Below are 22,215 nucleotides of genomic sequence, written 5' to 3'. Positions count from 1 at the left end.
TCGCAGGGAGTCCCGGATGACCGACACACTGCCCGTGGCGGACCTGGTCGATCAGCACTGCCACGGGGTGCTCCGCGCCGAGCTGGGCCTCGCCACCTTCGAGGCCCAGCTGTCAACGGCCGGATCCGGGCCCGCCCCGGGCACCACCTTCTTCGACACCCAGACCGGCTTCGCGGTACGCCGCTGGTGCCCGCCCCTGCTGGACCTGGAAGCGCACTGCGCGCCCGCGCGTTACCTCGCGAGGCGCAGGGAGCTGGGCGTCGTGGAGACCACCCGCCGCCTGTTGCGCGCCACAGGTGTCTCCACGTATCTCGTCGACACCGGGCTCCCCGGAGACCTCACGGGTCCCGCCGAGGTCGCCTCGGCGGCCGGCGCGGGGGCCCGGGAGATCGTCCGGCTGGACGTGCTGGCCGAGCAGGTCGCCGACACCTCCGGCACCGTCGACACCTTCCTCGTGAACCTCGGCGAGGCCGTCCACGCGGCTGCCGCCTCCGCCGTCGCCTTTACTTCGGTGGCCGGCGCACGCCACGGCACGGAGCGGAATCCGGGACCACCCGGCCCCGGGGAGGTGCGCACCGCGGCCGGCCGGTGGCTCGCCGGCCGGGAGGCGGACCGGCGCGCGGCGCGCAGCGGCGCGGCGGACCGGCGCACCGGCTGCGGTCCGCCCGCCGACCCCGTACTGCTGGGCCATCTGCTGTGGAGCGCCGTCGCCTGCGGTCTGCCGCTGCAACTCCATCTGGGCGCCGCCGATCCGATGCGGCTGGCGGGATTCGCCACCGCCACCGCCGGTCTCGGCACCGACCTGGTGCTGCTGCACAGCTACCCGCACCACCGGCGCGCCGCCCAGCTCGCGGACGCCCACTCGCATGTCTACGCGGATCTGGGCTCCGCCCTCGCCCGTACGGGAGCGCGCGCCGATGCCGTACTGGCGGAGATCCTGGAACTCGCCCCGTTCGGCAAGCTGCTGTTCTCCAGCGGGGCGAGTGCACTGCCCGAGCTTCATCTGGTCGGGGCACGGCAGTTCCACGAGGCGCTCGGCCGGGTGCTGGGCGGCTGGGTGACGGACGGCGCGTGGTCACGTAACGACGCGACGCGCGTCGCCGAGCTGATCGGCTCGGGCAACGCGCGCCGGGTGTACGGGCTGGACCGCTGACACGCGGACGCTCGCGGGCGTCAGCTCGCGACGGTCACGGCCGGGGTCTCCTGTGCGGGGATGCCTGCCGTGACCTGCGGACGCTCCCGCATGCTCAGGAACAGTCGCAGCACGGCGATCCACATCAGCGAGGAGCCGAGCATATGGACGCCGACCAGGATTTCGGGGACGTCGCTGAAGTACTGCACGTACCCGATCGCACCCTGCGCCAGCAGCACGATCAGCAGGTCACGGGCGCGTGCCCGGGTGTCGGCGGGGGCGTCCACCACGCGCAGCGCCAGCCACATGGCGACGGCCAGGGCGCAGACCACCCACGCGGAGATGGCGTGCACATGGGCGGCGGCGTTCCAGTCCCACGGCATGCGCGGTACGTCGCTGCTGTCGCCGGCGTGCTTGCCGGAACCGGTCACCGTCGTACCGAGAGCGATCAGGACGACCGTGGTGACGACGATTGCCCAGGACAGGCCGCGCACCGGGCGCGGGGCACGCGGACGCGGCGCGCCGTCGCCCTCGCCGACCCGCACCCAGGTGATGACGGCCACCGCGAGCAGGGTGTTGGCGAGCAGGAAGTGCCCGGCCACCGTCCACGGGTTGAGGCCCGCCCAGACCGTGATTCCGCCGAGGACGGCGTTCCCCATCACGAGCCAGAACTGTGACCAGGCGAGGCGGGTCAGCCCGCTACGACGGGGCTTGGAAGAGCGCACCGCGATGATCGCCCAGCCGACGGCGGCCGACAGGACGTAGGTGAGCATCCGGTTGCCGAACTCGATCGCGCCGTGCAGACCTTGCTCGGGCGTCGCGAAGAGGCTGTCGTCGGTGCACTTGGGCCACGTGTCGCAGCCGAGACCGGAACCGGTCAGCCGGACGGCACCGCCCGTGACGATGATGAACACGGTCATCACGACGGCGGAGAGAGCGGCGCGCCGGACCACCTCTGTGGACGGAGTCCAGCGCTTGGCGATGTAGGAGAGGGGGGTTTCCACGCGAACCATCGTAGGCGGGGGCTTGTGCACGTTTTCACGAGGGGTGCGTTACGCCCGAATGCCATGCGTCACACGCGTGCGCCTACTCCCAGCGGAAGAACTTCGCCGCCGCCCCGAGCCCGAGCACCGCCCAGACCGCGAGGATTCCTGCCTCGCCCCACGGCATGGAGGCACCGTGCTGGAGGACGTCCCGCAGTCCCTCGGAGAGGGCCGAGACCGGCAGCAGACCCAGGACCGACTGGACCGCGTCCGGGAACTTGTCGAGCGGCACGATGACGCCACCGCCCACCAACAGCAGCAGGAAGACCAGGTTGGCTGCGGCGAGGGTCGCCTCCGCCTTCAGCGTCCCGGCCATCAGCAGCCCGAGGCCCGAGAACGCCGCGGTGCCCAGCACCAGAAGCAGCAGTACGGACAAGGGGTTGCCGTGCGGTGACCAGCCGAGCGCGAAAGCGATCGCCGTCAGCAGCACGATCTGCAGCACCTCGGTGACCAGCACCGACAGGGTTTTCGCTGTCATCAGCGCCCAGCGCGGCAGCGGCGAGGCACCGAGCCGCTTGAGCACCCCGTAGCGCCGTTCGAAGCCGGTGGCGATGGCCTGGCCGGTGAAGGCGGTGGACATCACGGCCAGCGCGAGAATGCCGGGCGTCAGGAAGTCGACCGCCTCGCCCGCGCCGGTGTCCACGATGTCGACCGCGCTGAACAGCACGAGGAGCAGCGTCGGGATGATCACGGTGAGGAGCAGCTGCTCGCCGTTGCGCAGCAGCATCCGCGTCTCCAGCGCGGTCTGCGCGGCGATCATGCGGGGCAGCGGGGCCGCGCCGGGACGGGGGGTGTACGTACCGGCGCTCATGCGCGCAGCTCCTTGCCGGTCAGTTCCAGGAAGACGTCCTCGAGCGTGTGCCGCTCCACGGCGATACCGGACGGCATCACGCCGTGCTGGGCGCACCAGGAGGTCACGGTGGCCAGCAGCTGCGGGTCGATCTCTCCCGTGATGCGGTACGTGCCCGTGGCCGGCTCGGCCGCCTCGGTGCCGTCGGGCAGCGCCTTGAGCAGTGAGCCGAGGTCGAGGCCGGGGCGGCCGGTGAAGCGCAGGGTGTTCTCGGCGCCGCCGCGGCACAGCGACTCCGGGCTGCCCGTGGCGATGACCCGGCCGGCGTCGATGATGGCCACGTCGTCGGCCAGCTCCTCGGCCTCGTCCATGAAGTGGGTGGTCAGGACGACCGAGACGCCGTCGCCGCGCAGTTCCCGTACGAGATCCCAGGTGGAGCGCCGGGCCTGCGGGTCGAGGCCCGCGGTCGGCTCGTCGAGGAAGACCAGCTCGGGACGGCCCACGACGGCCATCGCCAGGGCGAGCCGCTGTTGCTGGCCGCCGGAGAGCCGGCGGTAGGTCGTGCGTCCGCAGCTGCCGAGGCCGAGGCGTTCGATCAGGGCGTCGACGTCCAGCGGGCGGGCGTACAGCCTGGCCATGTGGCGCAGCATCTCGTCGGCCCGCGCGCCGGAGTACACCCCGCCGGACTGGAGCATCACCCCGACCCGGGGGCGCAGTGCCCCGGCGTCGGCGACCGGGTCGAGGCCGAGGACGCGTACGGTCCCGGCGTCCGGCTTCCGGTAGCCCTCGCAGGTCTCGATGGTGGTGGTCTTGCCCGCGCCGTTGGGACCGAGGACCGCGGTGACCGCGCCGGCCCGGACGTCGAGGTCGAGGCCGTCCACCGCGGTCTTGGTGCCGTACCGCTTCACCAGGCCGGCGACCTGGACGACCCACTCGCTGTTCATGGCCGGTAAGTCTAGGCAGCGACCGAAGGGCCCCGGGGCCTGGGTCCCGTGGAGCGCGATTTCGCCAATGTGGGGCCGAACCGGGACGGGGCGGCTCCGCCGGGTCCGACGCGTACTTCCCCGGGCGAAACCTCGTCACACCTCAAAGTCCGGCCAATGGCAGTCCCGGGCTCCCCGTCGCCCCCTTACGTGCCCTGCGTCACATCCCCCATGCTCCTCCCTGAGCTCATGCGGTTGCTGCGCCCCCCACATGTACACGGGCAGCGGCAGTAGTGAGTGGCACCCGCGCCTGTTCCTTCATCCACTACGGCGGGCGACCCCCGCCGCTCCTGAAGGAGAGCTCGTGATCCGACGTTCCACGCGTCTCAGACGGCGGTCAGCCGCCGCACTTCTCACCGCGGCAGCGACCGCGTTACCCCTCATGATCAGCGCCTCGCCCGCTCAGGCCAGGGAGGCCGAGCCGGCGCCGCGGTCCGCGTACCAGGCCAAGTCCGAGGCCGAACTGCTCAAGCGGTTCGCGGCCGAGGACGAGGTGACCTTCTGGGTCGGCCTGAAGGCCGAAGCGGATGTCGCGTCCGCCCGCAAGGCGAAGGGCAAGACGGCCAAGGCCCGCGCCGTTCTCGAAACGAAGACAGCGTTCGCCAAGAAGTCCCAGGCCGGGGTCATCGCGCTGGCCAAGGACGCCGGAGCGACGTACAAGTCGTTCTGGATCGCCAACACCGTGCAGATCACCGGCGACAAGGCACTCGCCGAGAAGATCGCGGCCCGTGCGGACGTGGCCACCATCGAGGCCGACGACCCGGTCACGATTCCCGACCCGCTGCCCGGCACCAGCGAGCCCGAGGTCGACGCCGTCGAGTGGAACCTCGACCGCATCAACGCCCCGAAGGTCTGGAACGACCTGGGCGTACGCGGTGACGGCATCGTCGTGGCCAACATCGACAGCGGCGTCCAGTTCGACCACCCGGCGGTCGCGGCCAAGTACCGGGGCCTGAAGGCGGACGGCACGTACGACCACGCGTACAACTGGTTCGACCCGACCAAGGTCTGCTCGGGCACCACGCCCTGCGACAACAACGGTCACGGCACCCACACCATGGGAACCATGGTCGGCGACGACGGCGGCGCCAACCAGGTGGGTGTCGCACCCGGCGCCCGCTGGATCGCCGCCAAGGGCTGCGGGACCAGCTCCTGCGCGCGGGAGACGCTGCTCGCCTCGGGCCAGTGGATGGTCGCGCCCACGGACGCCTCGGGCGCCAACCCGCGGCCGGACCTCGCGCCTGACGTGGTGAACAACTCGTGGGGCGCCAACGTCATCGACACCTGGTACAAGGCCACCGTCCAGTCCTGGCGTGACGCGGGCATCTTCCCGGCCTTCTCCAACGGAAACAACGGCCCCGGCTGCAACACCTCCGGATCGCCCGGCGCCTACGCCAACAGCTACTCCTCCGGCGCCTTCGACATCAACAACACCATCGCGAGCTTCTCCTCGCGCGGCACCGGCGAGGCGGGCACCCTCAAGCCGAACCTCTCCGCGCCCGGCGTCAACGTCCGCTCCTCGTGGATGGGCGGCGGCTACAACGCCATTTCCGGTACGTCGATGGCCTCCCCGCACACCGCCGCCACCGTGGCGCTGATGTGGGCGGCCTCGCCCGCGATCCGCGGCAACGTCGCGGAGACGGAGAAGCTCCTCGACCAGACCGCGATCGACACGGACAACACGACCTGTGGCGGCACCGCGGCGAAGAACAACGTCTGGGGCGAAGGACGCCTCGACGCGTACGCCGCGGTCAGCGCCACCCCGCGCGGACCGCTCGGCGCACTCGGCGGCAAGGTCGGCTCCGGTGACGCGCCCGTCGCGGACGCCCTCGTGTCGCTGGACGGACCGATGAAGTCCACCGTCACCACCGGCGCGGACGGCTCCTACGCCCTGCCCAAGGTGATGGTCGGCGACTACCGGATCACCGTCTCCAAGTTCGGGTTCCACGCCACCGAGTCCACCGTCACGATCCTCGAGAACGAGACGACGACCAAGGACCTCACCCTGACGCAGGCGCCCAGCGCGACGCTCAGCGGCACCGTGAGGACCGAGGCCGGCGTCGAGGCCGGCGCGAACGTCGTCGCCCAGGGCACCCCGGTGAAGACGGTCTCGGCCGCCGACGGCACGTACACGCTGACCCTGCCGGTCGGTACGTACAACGTGGCCGTCACCCCGGTCAGCCGCTGCGCGTCGGCGTCGAGCGTGAGCGTTGAGCTGACCGCCTCGGTCACCAGGGACCTCGACCTGGCCGCCCGCGCGGACACCTTCGGCACGACCTGCCGCGCGGGCACCGGAGCCTTCCCGACGGGTGACACCAAGCTGGCGATGTCCAGCGCGACGAGCGGTTCGGCCCGCTTCGACCTGCCGTTCCCGGTCGGGCTGTACGGAAAGACGTACCGCGCCGCCACCGCCACCACCGAGGGCGTCCTCGGGTTCGGCACCGTCAGTACCTCTTCGGTGAACGCCAGCCTGCCGACCACGGGTAATCCCAACGGCGCGCTCTACCCCTTCTGGGACAACCTCCAGATCGACAGCGGCTCAAGCGTCTCCGGTGTCTACTGGGCGGCCCGCGGCACCGCGCCGCACCGCTCGGTGGTCGTCGAGTGGCGGGACGTGCAGATCAGCTCCTCCACGGCCCAGCGGATCAGCTTCGCCGCGGTCATCGGTGAGGACGGCGCCGTTTCCTACCACTACAAGGACATCGGCGACGGCACCTTCGAGAACGGGTCCGGCGCCACCGTCGGCACCGAGAACGACACCGGTACGGACGCCCTGCTGTATTCCCACAACCAGGCGGCCGTCACGGACGGTATGAGCATCACCTTCAGCACCAGCAAGAGCGCCGTGCTGACCGGCACGGTCACCGACGACAACGACGGCCGGCCGGTCGCGGGCGCCACCGTGAAGGTCGGCCAGGGCGGTACCGGCGTCGCAACCGGCACCACGGGCGCCGACGGCAGCTATCTCGTCCAGGTCCCGGCGGGCACCACGGAGGCCGCCTACGACATCGCGGTCGTGGCGGACCACTACTCCGGCGTAACGGCGGAGCGCGGACTGAAGGCCAAGGACATCGCCGTGGCCGACGCCGTGCTGAAGACCGGTGCGGTCAAGGCATCCGCGGCGGATTACGCCCTGGTCGTCCCGGCGGACCAGGACCGCACCCGCACGCTGACCGTGAGCAACACGGGCACCACCACCCCGTACACGGTCAAGGAACGGGGCGACGCCACCTGGGTCACGGCCACGCCCGCCTCCGGCGAGCTGGCCAAGGGCGCCGAACAGAAGGTGGAGCTCACCTTCGACACCACGGGCGCCACGCCCGGCACGGTGCTCACCGGCACCCTGCTCGTCTCCTCGGAGAGCGGCAGGGCGCCCGTGACCGAGATCCCGCTGAAGATCGTCGTCCCGGCCTACCAGGCGGCGCTCGACGCCGGCGTCGCCGGTTCGACGACGGACCTGCTCGGCGACACCTGGGGTGCGGACCGGGAGTACGCGGCCGGTTCGTACGGCTACATCGGGACAACGAGCAGGATCGGCACGACGAAGACCATCTCCGGCACCGGTGAGCAGGCGCTGTACCGCACCGCCCGCAGCGGTGTGCTGGAGTACCGCTTCGACAACGTCCCCAACGGCGTCTACCGCGTCGAGCTGGGATTCGCCGAGGTCACCGGCACCAAGCCGGGTGCCAGGGTCTTCGACGTGCTCGCCGAGGGCAAGGAGTACGTCTCCAACCTCGATATCGCGCTGGAGAAGGGCACGTACACCGCCCTGGACAAGACGGTCACGGTGGAGGTCACCGACGGGCAGCTCAATGTGCGGCTGTCGGCCATCCAGGGCAAGTCTCTGGTGAACTCCGTCCGGGTCTCGCAGCGGCCGGACCTGACGTGACCTGAGCACCTGAACCACCCCCGGCCGACACGCCGGACACCGCGGCCCGCCCGGCATCTGCCGGGCGGGCCGTCGTGTGGGCCGTCGTGCGGGGCCGGGGCTCGGAATGATCATTTCCGCAGGTCAACTTAGGTATGCCTAAGTGATGAACCCCATCAGGCCATGATCGGAGCGCGGGTTGTCAGGCTCCGATGAATTAAGCAACAATGGCGTTGTGAAATACGTTGGCGAGGCTCCGCAGGAGGAACTCGCGACCGGTGAGCGTTCTACGCGCAACCGGGTCGCGCGCTCCATCCTGGACCACGGCCCGTCCACCGCCGCCGATCTGGCCAAGCGCGTCCGGCTCACCCAGGCCGCCGTCCGCCGTCACCTCGACGCCCTCGTATCCGACGGTGTCGTCGAGGCCCGCGACCAGCGGGTGTACGGGGCACGGACCCGTGGGCGTCCCGCCAAGGTGTTCGCCCTGACCGATTGCGGCCGGGACGCCTTCGACCAGTCCTACGACAAGCTCGCCGCCGACGCCCTGCGCTGGATCGCCGAGACCTCGGGCGACGAAGCGGTCGTCGCTTTCGCCCGCGCCCGGATGGCCGCACAGGCCGAGGTGTACCGCGCCGCGGTCGAATCGGCGGACCCCGAGGACCGCACCGAGGCCCTGGCCAGGGCCTTGTCCGCAGACGGGTATGCTGCTACGGCGCGAAGTGCGCCCGGCCCGCAGCAGGGCGAGCAGTTGTGCCAGCACCACTGCCCGGTCGCGCATGTCGCCGAGCAGTTCCCGCAGCTGTGCGAGGCGGAGACGGAACTCTTCTCCAGCCTGCTCGGGACCCATGTGCAGCGTCTGGCCACCCTCGCCCACGGCGACGGCGTGTGTACGACGTATGTGCCGCGCAGCGGCCACGCAACACCACAGACCACCTCAGTATCTGCAAGCACTGCCGGGAGGAACCCCGCATGACGCTCCCCACGGAGACTGCCCACCCTGAGCTCGAGGGTCTGGGCACGTACGAATTCGGTTGGGCCGACTCCGACGCGGCAGGCGCTGCGGCCAAGCGCGGCCTCTCCGAGGCTGTCGTCCGCGACATCTCGGAGAAGAAGAACGAACCCGAGTGGATGCTGAAGCTGCGGCTCAAGGGCCTGAAGCTCTTCGGCAAGAAGCCCATGCCGAACTGGGGCTCCGACCTCTCGGGCATCGACTTCGACAACATCAAGTACTTCGTGCGGTCCACGGAGAAGCAGGCGGAGTCCTGGGAGGACCTGCCCGAGGACATCAAGAACACGTACGACAAGCTCGGCATCCCCGAGGCGGAGAAGCAGCGCCTCGTCGCCGGTGTCGCGGCCCAGTACGAGTCCGAGGTCGTCTACCACCAGATCAACGAGGAGCTGGAGGCGCAGGGTGTCATCTTCATGGACACCGACACCGCGCTGAAGGAGCACCCGGAGCTCTTCAAGGAGTACTTCGGCACCGTCATCCCGGTCGGCGACAACAAGTTCGCCTCGCTGAACACGGCCGTGTGGTCCGGCGGATCGTTCATCTACGTGCCGAAGGGCGTGCACGTCGAGATCCCGCTCCAGGCCTACTTCCGTATCAACACGGAGAACATGGGCCAGTTCGAGCGGACGCTGATCATCGTCGACGAGGACGCCTACGTCCACTACGTCGAGGGCTGCACCGCGCCGATCTACTCCTCGGACTCGCTGCACTCCGCGGTCGTCGAGATCATCGTGAAGAAGGGCGGCCGTTGCCGCTACACGACGATCCAGAACTGGTCGAACAACGTCTACAACCTCGTCACCAAGCGCGCCGTGGCGTACGAGGGCGCGACCATGGAGTGGGTCGACGGCAACATCGGCTCCAAGGTCACCATGAAGTACCCGGCCATCTACCTGATGGGCGAGCACGCCAAGGGCGAGACCCTGTCCATCGCCTTCGCCGGCGAGGGCCAGCACCAGGACGCCGGCGCCAAGATGGTCCACATGGCCCCGAACACCTCGTCCAACATCGTCTCCAAGTCGGTGGCACGAGGCGGCGGCCGTACCTCCTACCGCGGTCTCATCGAGATCGGCGAGGGTGCGCCGGGCGCGAAGTCCAACGTGCTCTGTGACGCGCTGCTGGTCGACACGATCTCGCGCTCCGACACCTACCCGTACGTCGACGTCCGCGAGGACGACGTGTCGATGGGGCACGAGGCGACCGTCTCCAAGGTCTCCGAGGACCAGCTCTTCTACCTCATGAGCCGCGGACTCACCGAGTTCGAGGCCATGGCGATGATCGTGCGCGGCTTCGTCGAGCCGATCGCCAAGGAGCTGCCCATGGAGTACGCCCTTGAGCTCAACCGGCTGATCGAGCTGCAGATGGAGGGTTCGGTCGGCTAGTACGCCCGCCGACCGCGTCCCCCGACTTCTTGACTGAGAAAGCGAGCACTACGACAGCCATGGCTGAGGCTCAGAACTCCCCCACTCTCGACTCCGCTCGAGCGGGGGGACCCCCTCCGGCCGGTTCGACGACCGCCGGCTCCATCGCGGTGGCCGCCGAGTCGACCGTCGCCACGCGCATGAGCGCCCCCCCGTCCTTCGACGTCGCGGACTTCCCCGTCCCGCACGGCCGCGAGGAGGAGTGGCGGTTCACGCCGCTGGAGCGTCTCCGCGGGCTGCACGACGGCAGCGCCGTCGCCACCGGCGACGGTGTGAAGGTCGCGATCGAGGCCCCGGAAGGGGTCACCGTCGAGACCGTCGGCCGCGAGGACTCGCGGCTCGGCAAGGCCGGCACCCCGGTGGACCGTGTCGCCGCCCAGGCGTACACGTCCTTCGAGCAGGCATCGGTCGTCACGGTCGCAAAGGAGGCCTTGCTCACCGAGCCGATCCGTATCGCCGTGCACGGCGAGGGCGGCATCGCCTACGGCCACCAGCTCATCGAGCTGGGAGCCTTCGCCGAGGCCGTCGTCGTCATCGACCACACGGGTGACGCGGTGCTCGCCGCCAACGTCGACTACGTGCTGGGCGACGGTGCCAAGCTCACCGTCGTCTCGGTCCAGGACTGGGACGAGAAGGCCGTCCACGTCGGCCAGCACAACGCGCTGATCGGCCGGGACGCCTCGTTCAAGTCGATCGTCGTCACCTTCGGCGGCGACCTCGTCCGTATCCACCCGCGTATCAGCTACGCGGGCCCCGGCGGCGAGGCCGAGCTCTTCGGTCTGTACTTCACCGACAAGGGCCAGCACCAGGAGCACCGCCTCCTCGTCGACCACAACACCCCGCACTGCAAGTCCAACGTGGCCTACAAGGGCGCGCTGCAGGGCGACGGCGCGCACGCCGTATGGATCGGTGACGTCCTCATCCAGGCCAAGGCCGAGGGCACCGACACGTACGAGATGAACCGCAACCTCGTCCTCACGGACGGCGCCCGGGTCGACTCCGTGCCTAACCTGGAGATCGAGACCGGCGAGATCGTCGGCGCGGGCCACGCGTCCGCGACCGGCCGTTTCGACGACGAGCAGCTTTTCTACCTCCAGTCGCGCGGCATCCCGGCCGAGGAGGCCCGCCGCCTCGTCGTGCGCGGCTTCTTCGCCGAGCTGGTCCAGCAGATCGGTCTGCCGGACGTCGAAGCCCGTCTCCTCGACAAGATCGAGACCGAGCTGAAGGCGTCCGTCTGATGGCCTTCGTCAAAGCCTGTGCGCTGAGCGAGCTGGAGGACGACACCCCCAAGCGGGTGGAGCTCGACGGCACGCCGGTGTCCGTGGTGCGCACCGAGGGCGAGGTGTTCGCGATCAACGACATCTGCTCGCACGCGAACGTGTCGCTCTCGGAGGGCGAGGTCGAGGACTGCATGATCGAGTGCTGGCTGCACGGATCGAGTTTCGATCTGCGCACCGGCAAGCCGTCCGGCCTTCCCGCGACGCGCCCCGTTCCCGTTTACCCCGTAAAGATCGAAGGGGACGATGTGCTCGTCTCCGTCACCCAGGAGACCTGAGTCACCCATGGCAACGCTTGAAATCCGCGACCTGCACGTCACCGTCGAGGCCGACAACGCCACGAAGGAGATCCTCAAGGGCGTCGACCTGACCGTGAAGCAGGGCGAGACCCACGCCATCATGGGCCCCAACGGGTCCGGCAAGTCCACCCTCGCGTACTCGCTCGCGGGACACCCCAAGTACACGATCACCAGTGGCACGGTCACCCTGGACGGCGAGAACGTCCTGGACATGACCGTCGACGAGCGCGCCCGCGCCGGTCTGTTCCTCGCCATGCAGTACCCGGTCGAGATCCCCGGTGTCTCGGTCTCCAACTTCCTGCGTACCTCCGCCACCGCCGTCCGCGGCGAGGCGCCCAAGCTGCGTACGTGGGTGAAGGAGGTCAAGGAGACGATGGCCGGCCTCCAGATGGACCCGACCTTCGCCGAGCGCAACGTCAACGAGGGCTTCTCCGGCGGTGAGAAGAAGCGCCACGAGATCCTTCAGCTGGAGCTCCTCAAGCCGAAGATCGCCGTCCTCGACGAGACCGACTCGGGCCTCGACGTCGACGCCCTGCGCGTCGTCTCCGAGGGCGTCAACCGGGTCCGCGAGACCGGCGAGGTCGGCACCCTGCTGATCACGCACTACACGCGGATCCTCCGCTACATCAAGCCCGACTTCGTCCACGTCTTCGCCAACGGCCGCATCGCCGAGTCCGGCGGCGCCGAGCTCGCCGACAAGCTGGAGAACGAGGGCTACGAGGCCTACACGAAGGGTGGCGCTTCCGCGTGACTGACGCCCGACAGGGGCTCTCCGGCCTCCTCGACACCGAGGCGATCCGCAAGGACTTCCCGATCCTGGACCGCACGGTCCACGACGGCAAGAAGATCGTTTACCTGGACAGTGCGGCGACCTCGCAGAAGCCGCGCCAGGTCCTCGATGCGCTCAACGAGTACTACGAGCGGCACAACGCCAACGTCCACCGCGGTGTGTACACCATCGCGGAGGAGGCCACCGCGCTGTACGAGGGTGCTCGCGACAAGGTCGCGGCCTTCATCAACGCGCCGAGCCGCAACGAGGTCATCTTCACGAAGAACGCCTCCGAGTCGCTCAACCTCGTGGCCAACATGCTCGGCTGGGCCGACGAGCCCTATCGGGTGGACCGTGACACCGAGATCGTCACCACGGAGATGGAGCACCACTCCAACATCGTGCCGTGGCAGCTGCTCTCGCAGCGCACCGGCGCGAAGCTGAAGTGGTTCGGCATCACCGACGACGGCCGCCTCGATCTGTCCAACATCGACGAGATCATCACGGAGAAGACGAAGATCGTCTCCTTCACGCTGGTCTCGAACATCATGGGCACGATCAACCCGGTCGAGAAGATCATCCGCCGTGCCCAGCAGGTCGGCGCGCTGGTCTGCATCGACGCCTCGCAGGCGGCCCCGCACATGGTGCTCGACGTGCAGGCGCTGCAGGCCGACTTCGTGGCCTTCACCGGCCACAAGATGGTCGGCCCGACCGGTATCGGCGTGCTGTGGGGACGGCAGGAGCTCCTGGAGGACCTGCCCCCGTTCCTCGGCGGCGGCGAGATGATCGAGACCGTGTCGATGCACTCGTCGACGTATGCTCCCGCGCCGCACAAGTTCGAGGCGGGTACGCCCCCGATCGCCCAGGCCGTCGGCCTCGGTGCGGCCGTGGACTACCTCTCGGCGATCGGCATGGAGAACATCTACCGCCACGAGCACGCGATCACCGAGTACGCGGTGAAGCGGCTCCTGGAGGTCCCGGACCTCAAGATCATCGGCCCGTCGACGGCCGTGGACCGCGGCGCGACGATCTCGTTCACGCTCGGTGACATCCACCCGCACGACGTGGGCCAGGTCCTGGACGAGCAGGGCATCGCCGTCCGGGTCGGTCACCACTGCGCGCGGCCGGTGTGCCTGCGGTACGGAATTCCTGCGACGACGCGAGCGTCGTTCTATCTGTACTCCACGCCCGCCGAGGTGGACGCCCTGGTGGACGGTCTGGAGCACGTCCGGAACTTTTTCGGTTAAATGCCACAACTGCTGAGGGTTGACTGGTGAAGCTTGATTCCATGTACCAGGAAGTGATCCTGGACCACTACAAGCACCCCCACGGGCGCGGCCTGCGGGACGGCGACGCCGAGGTGCATCACGTCAACCCGACGTGTGGCGACGAGATCACACTCCGGGTGAAGTACGACGGCGAGACCATCGCCGACATCAGTTACGAGGGCCAGGGCTGCTCCATCAGCCAGGCCAGTGCCTCCGTACTGAACGATCTGCTCGTCGGCAAGCAGCTCGCCGAGGCGCAGAAGGTCCAGGCCGCGTTCCTGGAACTGATGCAGTCCAAGGGTCAGCTGGAGCCGGACGAAGCGATGGAGGAGGTACTGGAGGACGCGGTCGCGTTCGCCGGTGTCTCCAAGTACCCGGCCCGGGTCAAGTGCGCGCTGCTGAGCTGGATGGCGTGGAAGGACGCGACGGCGCAGGCGCTGTCCGAAGGGAAGACCGCATGAGTGAAGAGACAGTCGCACTGAAGCCGGCCTCCGAGGAGGAGGTCCGCGAGGCGCTGTACGACGTAGTCGACCCCGAGCTGGGCATCGACGTCGTGAACCTGGGCCTCATCTACGGCATCCACGTCGATGACGCCAATATCGCCACCCTCGACATGACCCTGACGTCCGCGGCCTGTCCGCTGACCGATGTCATCGAGGACCAGGCGAAGTCCGCGACGGACGGCATCGTCAGCGAGTTGCGGATCAACTGGGTCTGGATGCCGCCGTGGGGCCCGGACAAGATCACGGACGACGGGCGCGAGCAGCTTCGCGCGCTCGGTTTCAACGTCTGACCGCTGCCGGTACGGCGCGTGTCGCTCGCCGCGGGGCGTCTTCCCTGGTCGTTGTACGGGGGAGGCGCCCCGTAGTGCTGTCCGGCACCCCTCAGACGCCGAGCCGCTGCGAGGAGCGCACGAGGCGCTCGGCCTCGGCGGCCTCCATGGGCTGCGCGAAGAGGTAGCCCTGCCCGAGCGGGCAGCCCAGGGACGCCAGCAGATCGCGCTGCGTCCTGTTCTCGATCCCTTCGGCGATCACCACGATGCCCAGCGTCTCGGCGATGTTGGCGATGCCCTCGATGAGGGCGTACTGCTGACTGGACACCCCGAGGCCGTCGATGAAGGACTTGTCGATCTTGAGGATCTTGATGGGGAACTCGCGGAGGTAGCTGAGCGAGGAGTAGCCCGTCCCGAAGTCGTCGATGGCGATACGGATGCCGAGGTCGGTCAGCTCCTTCATGTCCTCCAGGACGTTGTCGCCGCGGGTCATCAGCACGCTCTCGGTCAGTTCCAGGACCAGTGACTCGGGGCCGATCCCCGACGTTTCGAGCGCCGTCCGCGCCATGTCCACGAACCCCGCGTCGCGGAACTGCCGTGCGGAGACGTTCACGCTGACATAGAGCGGCACGGCCGGTGCGTTCGGACGGGCGCCGGGCGGCCGGTGGACGCCCTCCCTGCGCCACCGGGCGGCGTCGGACGCCGCCTGGCGCAGCACCCAGGCGCCGAGCGGGACGATCCGGCCGCTCTCCTCGGCCAGCGCGATGAACTGCTCGGGGAGCACGACACCCCGGGTCTTGTGCGGCCAGCGCACCAGCGCTTCGAAGCCCACGAGTTCACTGCTGGCCAGATCGACGATCGGCTGGTAGCGCACGGCGAACGACGTCTCGACGACGGTGGCGTCCAGGGACTCCTGGAGCTCGTGACGCTCCAGCAGGTCGCTCTGCAGCTTCGGCAGATATCTGCGCCACTGGCCCTTCCCCGCGGTCTTGGCCGAGTACAGCGCCAGGTCGGCGTGGGCGAACAGTTCGTCCGCGTCGACGCTGTCCTCCGTGGTCGCGACGCCCACGCTGATGGACACGTTGACCATGCCGGAGGACAGCTTGAACGGTTCTCTGAACGCCTCGATGACGTGGTCGCTGAACGTCTCGACATCGCGCGGGGCCATCGAGTCCCCCGTGAGCATGGCGAATTCGTCACCGCCGATGCGCGCCACGGTGTCGGAAGCCCGGATCGTGGTGGCCAGCCGCAGGGACACGGCCACGAGGAGTTCGTCGCCCACGCCGTGTCCCAGCGTGTCGTTGATGACCTTGAAGTCGTCCACATCGACGAAGAGCACTCCGACGACGGTGCCTTCGCGCTGGCCCCGAGTGAGGGCGTGACCGGTCCTGTCCTGGAAGAGCACCCGGTTCGCCAGACCCGTCAGGGAGTCGTGGAAGGCACGGTGGGTGAGCTCGCGTTCGAGGCGGCGGCGCTGAGTGACGTCCTGAAGGGTCAGGACGAGCCCGCCGACGGTGGGCTCGTCCCGCAGGTCGCTGCACCGCACCTCGACCTCGATGCAGGCCCCGTCGCTCCGCAGCACCCGCCAGTCCTCACGCCGGTCCGACCAGTCGCGGGTGCGCATGTCGTCCAGCATCCGGACCATGGTCGCGGTGTCCCCGTGCGCGACGAGATCGGTCAGCCGGCGCCCCTCCAGGGCCGGGTAGCCGAGCACCGGCAGCGCCGAGGAGCTGGCGTAACGGATCCGTGCGTCGGCGTCCAGGATCAGAATGACGTCCGAGGCGTTGTGCACCAGTGTGCGGAAGTACGCCTCGCTGTCCCGGCGGTTGATCTCCTTGGCGAGACTGATGCGCTCGACGGCAAGCACCGCCTGGGCGGCGAGGGTCGCCAGCGTGGTCCGTACGTCGAGCAGTTCGCTCTCGACCCCCGCCACCGCCAGTACGCCGATCGGCATCTCCCCGGCGGGACGGTCGAGGACCAGGGGGCACAGCAGTGCGCTGGGGGCGTCCGGAAGCCCCGCGGCCACGCCCGGATCCAGATCCGAGAAGGGCAGGGGGCGCTGTTCGCGGACCGCGGGCAGCGCGAGCACCTCGTCGAGGTTCCGGAGCGGCGACGCGTCCCCGTCGCCGTTCTCGCGGACGATCCGCAGCTCCTCCTCGCTGTCGCGGACAGCGAGAACGGCATTGTGCCGCGGGCCGCGCGTCAGGGTCGTGGCCGTGCCCTCGACGGCCTCCGCGACCTCCTCGACGGAGCGCGCCCAGGCCAGCGACTCAATGCCCGTCCGCAGCACTCGTTCCCTGGCGATCGCCTTGCGATGGTTCGTCACCACGCCCGCCAGCCGCGCGAGCACGAGGAAGAAGAGGACGGCGGAGAACGCGCCGACGACCCGGGCGTCCGTGCCCGCGTTCCCTGCTTCGAGCAGCAGCATCAGGGGAGCGATCAGAGACGCGAGGGTCAGCAGGCCCAGGCGCGCGGGCGCGAGTGTCGGCGGCTGCACGGGGGCGGGCCGGGTCAGCGTCACCATCGACGGATGCAGCGCCGCGGCGCCCCAGCAGGTGTACAGGACCGCCCAGCCCAGGTCGACGGCGGTGCCGATGCGCCAGGTGCCGTCGAGCTGGATCAGTCCGAACAGGACGTCGGAGGTGAGAATCCCGATGGAACCGATGGTCAGCAGCTGAAGGGAACGGCTTCCTCCGGTACGGGGTGCGAGCAGGCGCGCCAGCATCGCCAGTACGAGGAGGTCCCCGAGCGGATAGGCGATGGAGAACGCCTTCTGGATCCACGTCAGTTCGGGGTTGCGCACATACGGGACGATCAGAAAGGTCCATGAGAGCAGCGCCAGACCGGCCGTCAGGATCAGACCGTCGATCAGACTGCCCCGGTCGCGGCTCGCCGTTCTCCATCGGATGAAGCCCAGCACCCCCGCCGCGTAGAGCGGGTACTGCGCCAGATAGAAGCCGTCGGCGATGGAAGGGAACGGATTCACCTGGTGCAGGTACTGGGTGTAGACGACGTTCATCAGCTGACCCGTGAGGAAGCTGAGATTCGCCACGGCCAGCAGCAGCCAGGAAACGTAATGCGAGGGCCGGTTGAGAAGAACGCCCGCCAGAATGGCGAGGACCCCGCTGAGCCCCATCACCCCCCACCAGATAACCCGGTGGCCGGGAAAGACGTAATACAGGGAGGTGAGGAGGGCCATCCACGCGAAATAGCCGATCATGAGACGCTGCCGTCCCCTGGCTGGCGATTCGCTGGTCAACAACCCAGCCACCTCCTCGGCGTCTGTAGTCGCCTTTTAGCGCGAGTGCCGCCATTTCAAGCGTTCCACAGGATTCCCGAACGGGCCAATTGTCGTTCCTCGGAACGCCGCAACCGCCAAATACCGCGCGGCGCGCTCATTGTCACCGCATCGTGCATCATCGGAAGTGGGGGACCTCACTGTTCAGGAGGTCCGGATAGTGACCAACCTCCCCAGCCTCCTGCCGCGGGACGCCGTATGCCGGGTTCTCGTCAACGATGCGGAGCAGTACGCGATCTGGCCCGCCGAATTTCCGGTCCCGGCCGGGTGGTACCCCGTGGGCGGTCCCGGCTCCCGGGCCGAGTGCCTGGCCACCGTGGAGACCCTGTGGACGGACATGCGCCCGCGAGGGTCACGTCCACGCGGGACCGACGGGATCTGGTCCGCCGGACGGCGGGAGGACGCCCCCGCCGTTCCCGCCGTCTCCCGGTGCCTGCGCGGCCACGCGGCCCGGCAGCCCGACGCGGTCGCGGTGGCGTCCGGCGGGGACGAGCTCACCTACGGGCTGCTGGACCGCCGCGCCAGCCAGCTCGCCCACCGGCTGAACGCCCTCGGAGTGACCAGCGACGGGATGGTCACCCTCTGCATGGAACGCAGCGCGGATCTGGTGACCGGGATGCTGGCGGTACTCAGGAGCGGCGGGGCCTTCCTGCCGGTCGACCCCGGCTTCCCGCCCCGCCGCTCGGCCAGGCTGGCCGCGGAGGCGGGTTCCCGGGTGGTGCTCACCACCCGCGAGCACGCCGGGACCTTCGCGGGCGGTCCGGGCCGGGTGCTCCTCATGGAGGACTTCCTCGCGGACGCCGCTTCCTGGTCCACCGAGCAGCCGAGGGCCGGGCCCAGGGCCGACGATCTCGCCTACATGATCCACACCTCGGGATCGGCGGGCCTGCCCAAGGGCGTCATGGTCAGCCACGGCTCGCTGTCCGGTGTGCTGTCGCAGGTGGCCGCCGCGTACGGACTGTCCCCGGGCGACCGCGTACTGCAACTGGCCGCGCCGGGCTTCGACACCGCGATCGAGCAGATTCTCGCCACGCTCATCAGCGGGGCCACGCTCGTACTCGGCGGCCGGCACACGTGGGCGCCGACCGAGCTGCTGCACCGGCTGCCGGAGCACGGGATCACCGTGGCGGACCTGACACCCGCCTACTGGCACCACCTGCTCAAGGTCGCGGAGGACGACAGCGAGGCGCTGCGTTCCGTGAGGCTGATGATCGTGGGCGGCGACACCGTGCTCCCGGACGACTGCCGCACCACGTTCCGCAGGATGCCCGCCGCGCGCCTGGTCAACGCCTACGGGCTGACGGAGGCCACCATCACCTCGGCGCTGTGCGTCCTGACCGAGGACCTCCTGCCCCCGCACGCCCGCGGACCGGCACCGATCGGCCGGGCACTCGCGGACACCCGCATCCATGTCCTGGACCACGATCTGCGGCCGGTGCCGCCCGGCCGCAGGGGCGAGATCTACATCGGCGGCCCCGCGGTCGCCCGCGGCTACTGGCGCCGGCCAGGACTGACCGCCGAGCACTTCCTGCCGGACCCCTACGGCCCGGTCCCCGGCGAGCGGATGTACCGCACCGGCGATCTCGGGCGGTGGCGTCCGGACGGCAACCTGGAGTTCCTGGGCCGGAAGGACCGCCAGGCGAAGGTCTCCGGCTTCCGGGTCGACCTCGCCGAGGTCGAGTCCGCGGTCGCCGCCCATCCGGCGGTCGACCGGGCCGCCGTGGTCGTACGTGACCGGGGCGACGGGGACCGGGCACTCGCCGCGTACTACACGCCGGTGCTGCCACCCCCCGACGGAGGGGTGACCCCGGCGCAGATCAGGTCGTTCGTCGCCGGGACAGTCCCCGGGCACATGGTCCCGGCGACCCTCACCGCCGTCGGCGAACTCCCGCTCACCCACAACGGGAAGATCGACCACCGGGCCCTCACCCGCCGCGGGACGGCACCGGCCGGGGGCGACCGGACGGAACAGCCGTCCGTGCGGACCGGAATGGCACAGTTGTGGGCGCAGATACTGGACATCGACCACGTCGGCCCGGCCGACGACTTCTTCGAGCTGGGCGGCAACTCCCTGCTCGCCATGGAGATGCTGGCGCGCGCCCGCATCATGTTCGGGATCGGCGTGACGGAGATCCGTAACCTGACCCGCTCGCTCCTGCGCGACGCACACCTGAACGCCTTCGCCGAGGTCGTACGGGCGGCGAGGGCGGGCACCACGGACGGCGCGCCCGCGCCGCTCCCGGACTTCGAGGCCGAGGCGGGCCTGCCGAGCATGCCGGTCCGCCGCGCGGCCACCCGCGTCCCGCACCCGGAGCGCCCGACGGAGATCCTCCTCACCGGTGCGACGGGGTTCTGCGGAACGCACCTGCTCGGCGAACTCCTGGCGTCGACCCGGGCGAGGATCCACTGCCTGGTGCGTGCGCCCGACGAGAGCCACGCCCTGGAACGCATCCGCGGCGCCCACCAGCGCTACCTTCTGCGGGACCTTCCACCCGACCGGGTCCTCCCGGTCGTCGGCGATCTGGCGAAGCCGCTCCTGGGACTGCCCGAGGACCGCTTCGAGCACCTCGCTGCGGCGATGGACCTGGTGTACCACTGCGGTGGCCAGGTCAACTTCATCTACCCGTACGCCGAGTTGAGAGAGGCGAATGTCAGCGGCACCCGGGAGATCATCCGGCTCGCGGGGGCGCTGCGCTCCATCCCCGTCCACTACATATCCAGCATGGCGGTGCTCGCCGGCCTCGGGGCGGCGGGCGTACGGCACGCGACGGAGGAGACCCCGCTCTCGCACTCCGAGTATCTCGGAGTGGGGTACGTGGAATCCAAGTGGACGGCCGAGAAGCTGCTCCACAACGCCGCGGCCCGGGGCCTGCCGGTCGCCATCTACCGTCCCAACGACGTCACGGGGGACCGGACCACGGGAGTGATGAACACCGGCACGGAGATCTGCGCGCTCATCAGATTCATCGCCGACTCGTCCTTCTACCCGGACGTCGACCTGCCGCTGGACTTCATTCCCGCGGACTGTTTCGCCCGCGTCATCACCCATGTCTCCACCCGGCTGCCCGCCACGGGGAACGTCTACCACCTCACCAGTCCCCGGGTCGCGATGATCGGCGACCTGGCGTCCCGGCTGGGCGCACGCGGCTATCCGGTCCGCAAACTGCCCTACGACGCGTGGGTACGCGAACTGGTGGGGTACGCCGCGGGGCATCCGACCCACCCCCTCACCCCGTTCGTCCCGTTGTTCGTCGACCGGTGCGCACACGCCGACATGACGGTCGCGGAGATGTACTTCCAGCGGCACTTCCCCTCCACGACACGGTCGAACATCGAACGTGCCCTGCACGGTTCCGGCATCGGCGTTCCCCCCGTGGACGCCGCACTGCTCGACCGGTACATCGACTCGCTGCTGGACGACGGGTATCTCCCCCCGCCGCCGGGCGGCTGAGGAGAGGACCACGCGCATGGTGAACCGCTGCGGCTCCTGGGCATCGCTCGACCTCGCGCACGCACCCGGCAGCGGACCCGTCGCGTTCTGCGCGGACCTGAGTCCGGCGACGGTTCTGGAGGCGTACCGAGCGGGGCTGTACCCCTTCCCCGCACAGGACGCCTACGCGTGCGAGATGAACGAGGCGCTGTTCGAGGAGGAGGTCGACGCCGGGGCGATCGCGGTCGTGGGGGACGGGGACCGCAACCCCTATGAAGTGGCCTGGTGGTCACCCGACCCGCGGCCCGTCGCATCCCCCCGGGACATCCACATCGGGCACGGTCTGGCGCGCCGGCTCCGCAACCGTCTCGGCTGGACCACCACGGCCGACCGGGCGTTCTCCCGGGTGCTCGACGAGTGCCGCAGCGGGCGCAGTCCGCAGTGGCTGACGGAGGAGCTGCGGCAGAGCCTGATCCTGCTCAACGCCCAGCGGTCGGCACACAGCGTGGAGGTCTGGGACGGCGACGAACTCATCGGCGGGGCGTACGGCATGCGGACCGGGGCCGTCTTCAGCCTGGACTCGATGTTCCACCGGCGCTCCGACGCCTCGAAGGTGGCGATCGCCGATTTCGCGGACCGGCTCGGGGCCGTCGGCGTACACCTGCTCGACGCGCAGTGGGACAGCCCGCAGGTCCGGGGAATCGGGTTCACCCCGGTCCCCAGGGAGCGGCATCTGGCGACGCTGCGGTCCTCACTGCGGTCCTCCGGGGTGCCGCTACCACCCGAGGACGCGCGCCCGGCCCGACGGCTGGCCCCGGCCCACGGACTGTCCGGGTGAGGGCGGCGGGGCAGAATG

16 protein-coding genes are annotated in these 22,215 nt (G+C 69.6%); 12 read left to right on the top strand and 4 right to left on the bottom strand.

Features of this window, described 5'->3' with window-relative positions:
• Nucleotides 1–16: 16 nt before the first annotated feature.
• A complete protein-coding gene (locus ACWGO0_RS16080) occupies nt 17–1,153 on the top strand; it encodes an amidohydrolase (protein ID WP_453534195.1) in 1,137 nt (378 codons plus the stop codon).
• 20 nt (nt 1,154–1,173) lie between these two features.
• On the opposite strand, the gene ACWGO0_RS16075 is transcribed toward ACWGO0_RS16080, so the two are convergent.
• The 3 genes from ACWGO0_RS16075 to ACWGO0_RS16065 form a co-directional block, all read right to left on the bottom strand.
• On the bottom strand, nt 1,174–2,145 hold the full coding sequence (locus ACWGO0_RS16075; protein ID WP_453534192.1) for a COX15/CtaA family protein: 972 nt from the start codon (nt 2,143–2,145) through the stop codon (nt 1,174–1,176).
• 73 nt (nt 2,146–2,218) lie between these two features.
• Nucleotides 2,219–2,986 (bottom strand): ABC transporter permease, encoded by a 768-nt coding sequence (locus ACWGO0_RS16070; protein WP_453534189.1) that lies wholly within the window; start codon nt 2,984–2,986, stop codon nt 2,219–2,221.
• On the bottom strand, nt 2,983–3,909 hold the full coding sequence (locus ACWGO0_RS16065; RefSeq protein ID WP_453534186.1) for an ABC transporter ATP-binding protein: 927 nt from the start codon (nt 3,907–3,909) through the stop codon (nt 2,983–2,985). The genes ACWGO0_RS16070 and ACWGO0_RS16065 overlap by 4 nt, the downstream gene beginning before the upstream one ends.
• 421 nt (nt 3,910–4,330) lie before the next feature.
• Here ACWGO0_RS16065 and ACWGO0_RS16060 point away from each other — a divergent pair, with 421 nt between their 5' ends.
• The 9 genes from ACWGO0_RS16060 to ACWGO0_RS16020 all read left to right on the top strand — a co-directional run bounded on the left by ACWGO0_RS16060 (nt 4,331) and on the right by ACWGO0_RS16020 (nt 14,652).
• Entirely contained in the window at nt 4,331–7,837 is a 3,507-nt protein-coding gene (locus ACWGO0_RS16060; protein WP_453534183.1) for a S8 family serine peptidase, read from the top strand.
• Between the two features lie 214 nt (nt 7,838–8,051).
• Nucleotides 8,052–8,789: a helix-turn-helix transcriptional regulator gene (locus ACWGO0_RS16055; protein WP_453534180.1), complete on the top strand. Its 738-nt coding sequence runs from the start codon at nt 8,052–8,054 to the stop codon at nt 8,787–8,789.
• Nucleotides 8,786–10,207, top strand: a complete 1,422-nt coding sequence (sufB, locus tag ACWGO0_RS16050; protein WP_453534177.1) for a Fe-S cluster assembly protein SufB — start codon at nt 8,786–8,788, stop codon at nt 10,205–10,207. The genes ACWGO0_RS16055 and sufB overlap by 4 nt, the downstream gene beginning before the upstream one ends.
• Before the next feature lie 59 nt (nt 10,208–10,266).
• Nucleotides 10,267–11,484: a Fe-S cluster assembly protein SufD gene (gene sufD, locus ACWGO0_RS16045; protein ID WP_453534174.1), complete on the top strand. Its 1,218-nt coding sequence runs from the start codon at nt 10,267–10,269 to the stop codon at nt 11,482–11,484.
• Nucleotides 11,484–11,801 carry a bifunctional 3-phenylpropionate/cinnamic acid dioxygenase ferredoxin subunit gene (locus ACWGO0_RS16040; RefSeq protein ID WP_185301523.1) on the top strand — a complete coding sequence of 106 codons (318 nt, stop codon included), beginning with the start codon at nt 11,484–11,486 and terminating at the stop codon, nt 11,799–11,801. Before sufD ends, ACWGO0_RS16040 begins: the two co-directional genes overlap by 1 nt.
• 7 nt (nt 11,802–11,808) lie before the next feature.
• Nucleotides 11,809–12,573 carry a Fe-S cluster assembly ATPase SufC gene (sufC, locus tag ACWGO0_RS16035; RefSeq protein WP_453534171.1) on the top strand — a complete coding sequence of 255 codons (765 nt, stop codon included), beginning with the start codon at nt 11,809–11,811 and terminating at the stop codon, nt 12,571–12,573.
• Nucleotides 12,570–13,838, top strand: coding sequence for a cysteine desulfurase (locus ACWGO0_RS16030; protein WP_453534169.1), 1,269 nt, complete (start codon nt 12,570–12,572; stop codon nt 13,836–13,838). The genes sufC and ACWGO0_RS16030 overlap by 4 nt, the downstream gene beginning before the upstream one ends.
• A 26-nt stretch (nt 13,839–13,864) precedes the next feature.
• Nucleotides 13,865–14,320 carry a Fe-S cluster assembly sulfur transfer protein SufU gene (gene sufU / locus ACWGO0_RS16025; protein WP_453534166.1) on the top strand — a complete coding sequence of 152 codons (456 nt, stop codon included), beginning with the start codon at nt 13,865–13,867 and terminating at the stop codon, nt 14,318–14,320.
• Nucleotides 14,317–14,652: a metal-sulfur cluster assembly factor gene (locus ACWGO0_RS16020; RefSeq protein ID WP_173312305.1), complete on the top strand. Its 336-nt coding sequence runs from the start codon at nt 14,317–14,319 to the stop codon at nt 14,650–14,652. The genes sufU and ACWGO0_RS16020 overlap by 4 nt, the downstream gene beginning before the upstream one ends.
• A gap of 91 nt (nt 14,653–14,743) precedes the next feature.
• Here ACWGO0_RS16020 and ACWGO0_RS16015 read toward each other — a convergent pair whose 3' ends face one another.
• Entirely contained in the window at nt 14,744–17,851 is a 3,108-nt protein-coding gene (locus tag ACWGO0_RS16015) for an EAL domain-containing protein (RefSeq protein ID WP_453534161.1), read from the bottom strand.
• A 238-nt stretch (nt 17,852–18,089) separates the two neighbouring features.
• Between ACWGO0_RS16015 and ACWGO0_RS16010 the strand changes: the two genes are divergently transcribed.
• Complete coding sequence (locus ACWGO0_RS16010) at nt 18,090–21,380, top strand: amino acid adenylation domain-containing protein (RefSeq protein ID WP_453534158.1); 3,291 nt, start codon at nt 18,090–18,092, stop codon at nt 21,378–21,380.
• 16 nt (nt 21,381–21,396) lie between these two features.
• Nucleotides 21,397–22,197, top strand: coding sequence for a leucyl/phenylalanyl-tRNA--protein transferase (locus ACWGO0_RS16005; RefSeq protein WP_453534155.1), 801 nt, complete (start codon nt 21,397–21,399; stop codon nt 22,195–22,197).
• Nucleotides 22,198–22,215: the final 18 nt, after the last annotated feature.

Source organism: Streptomyces sp. NPDC055749, assembly GCF_053617235.1.
This window is presented reverse-complemented; position numbering and strand designations above follow the sequence as displayed.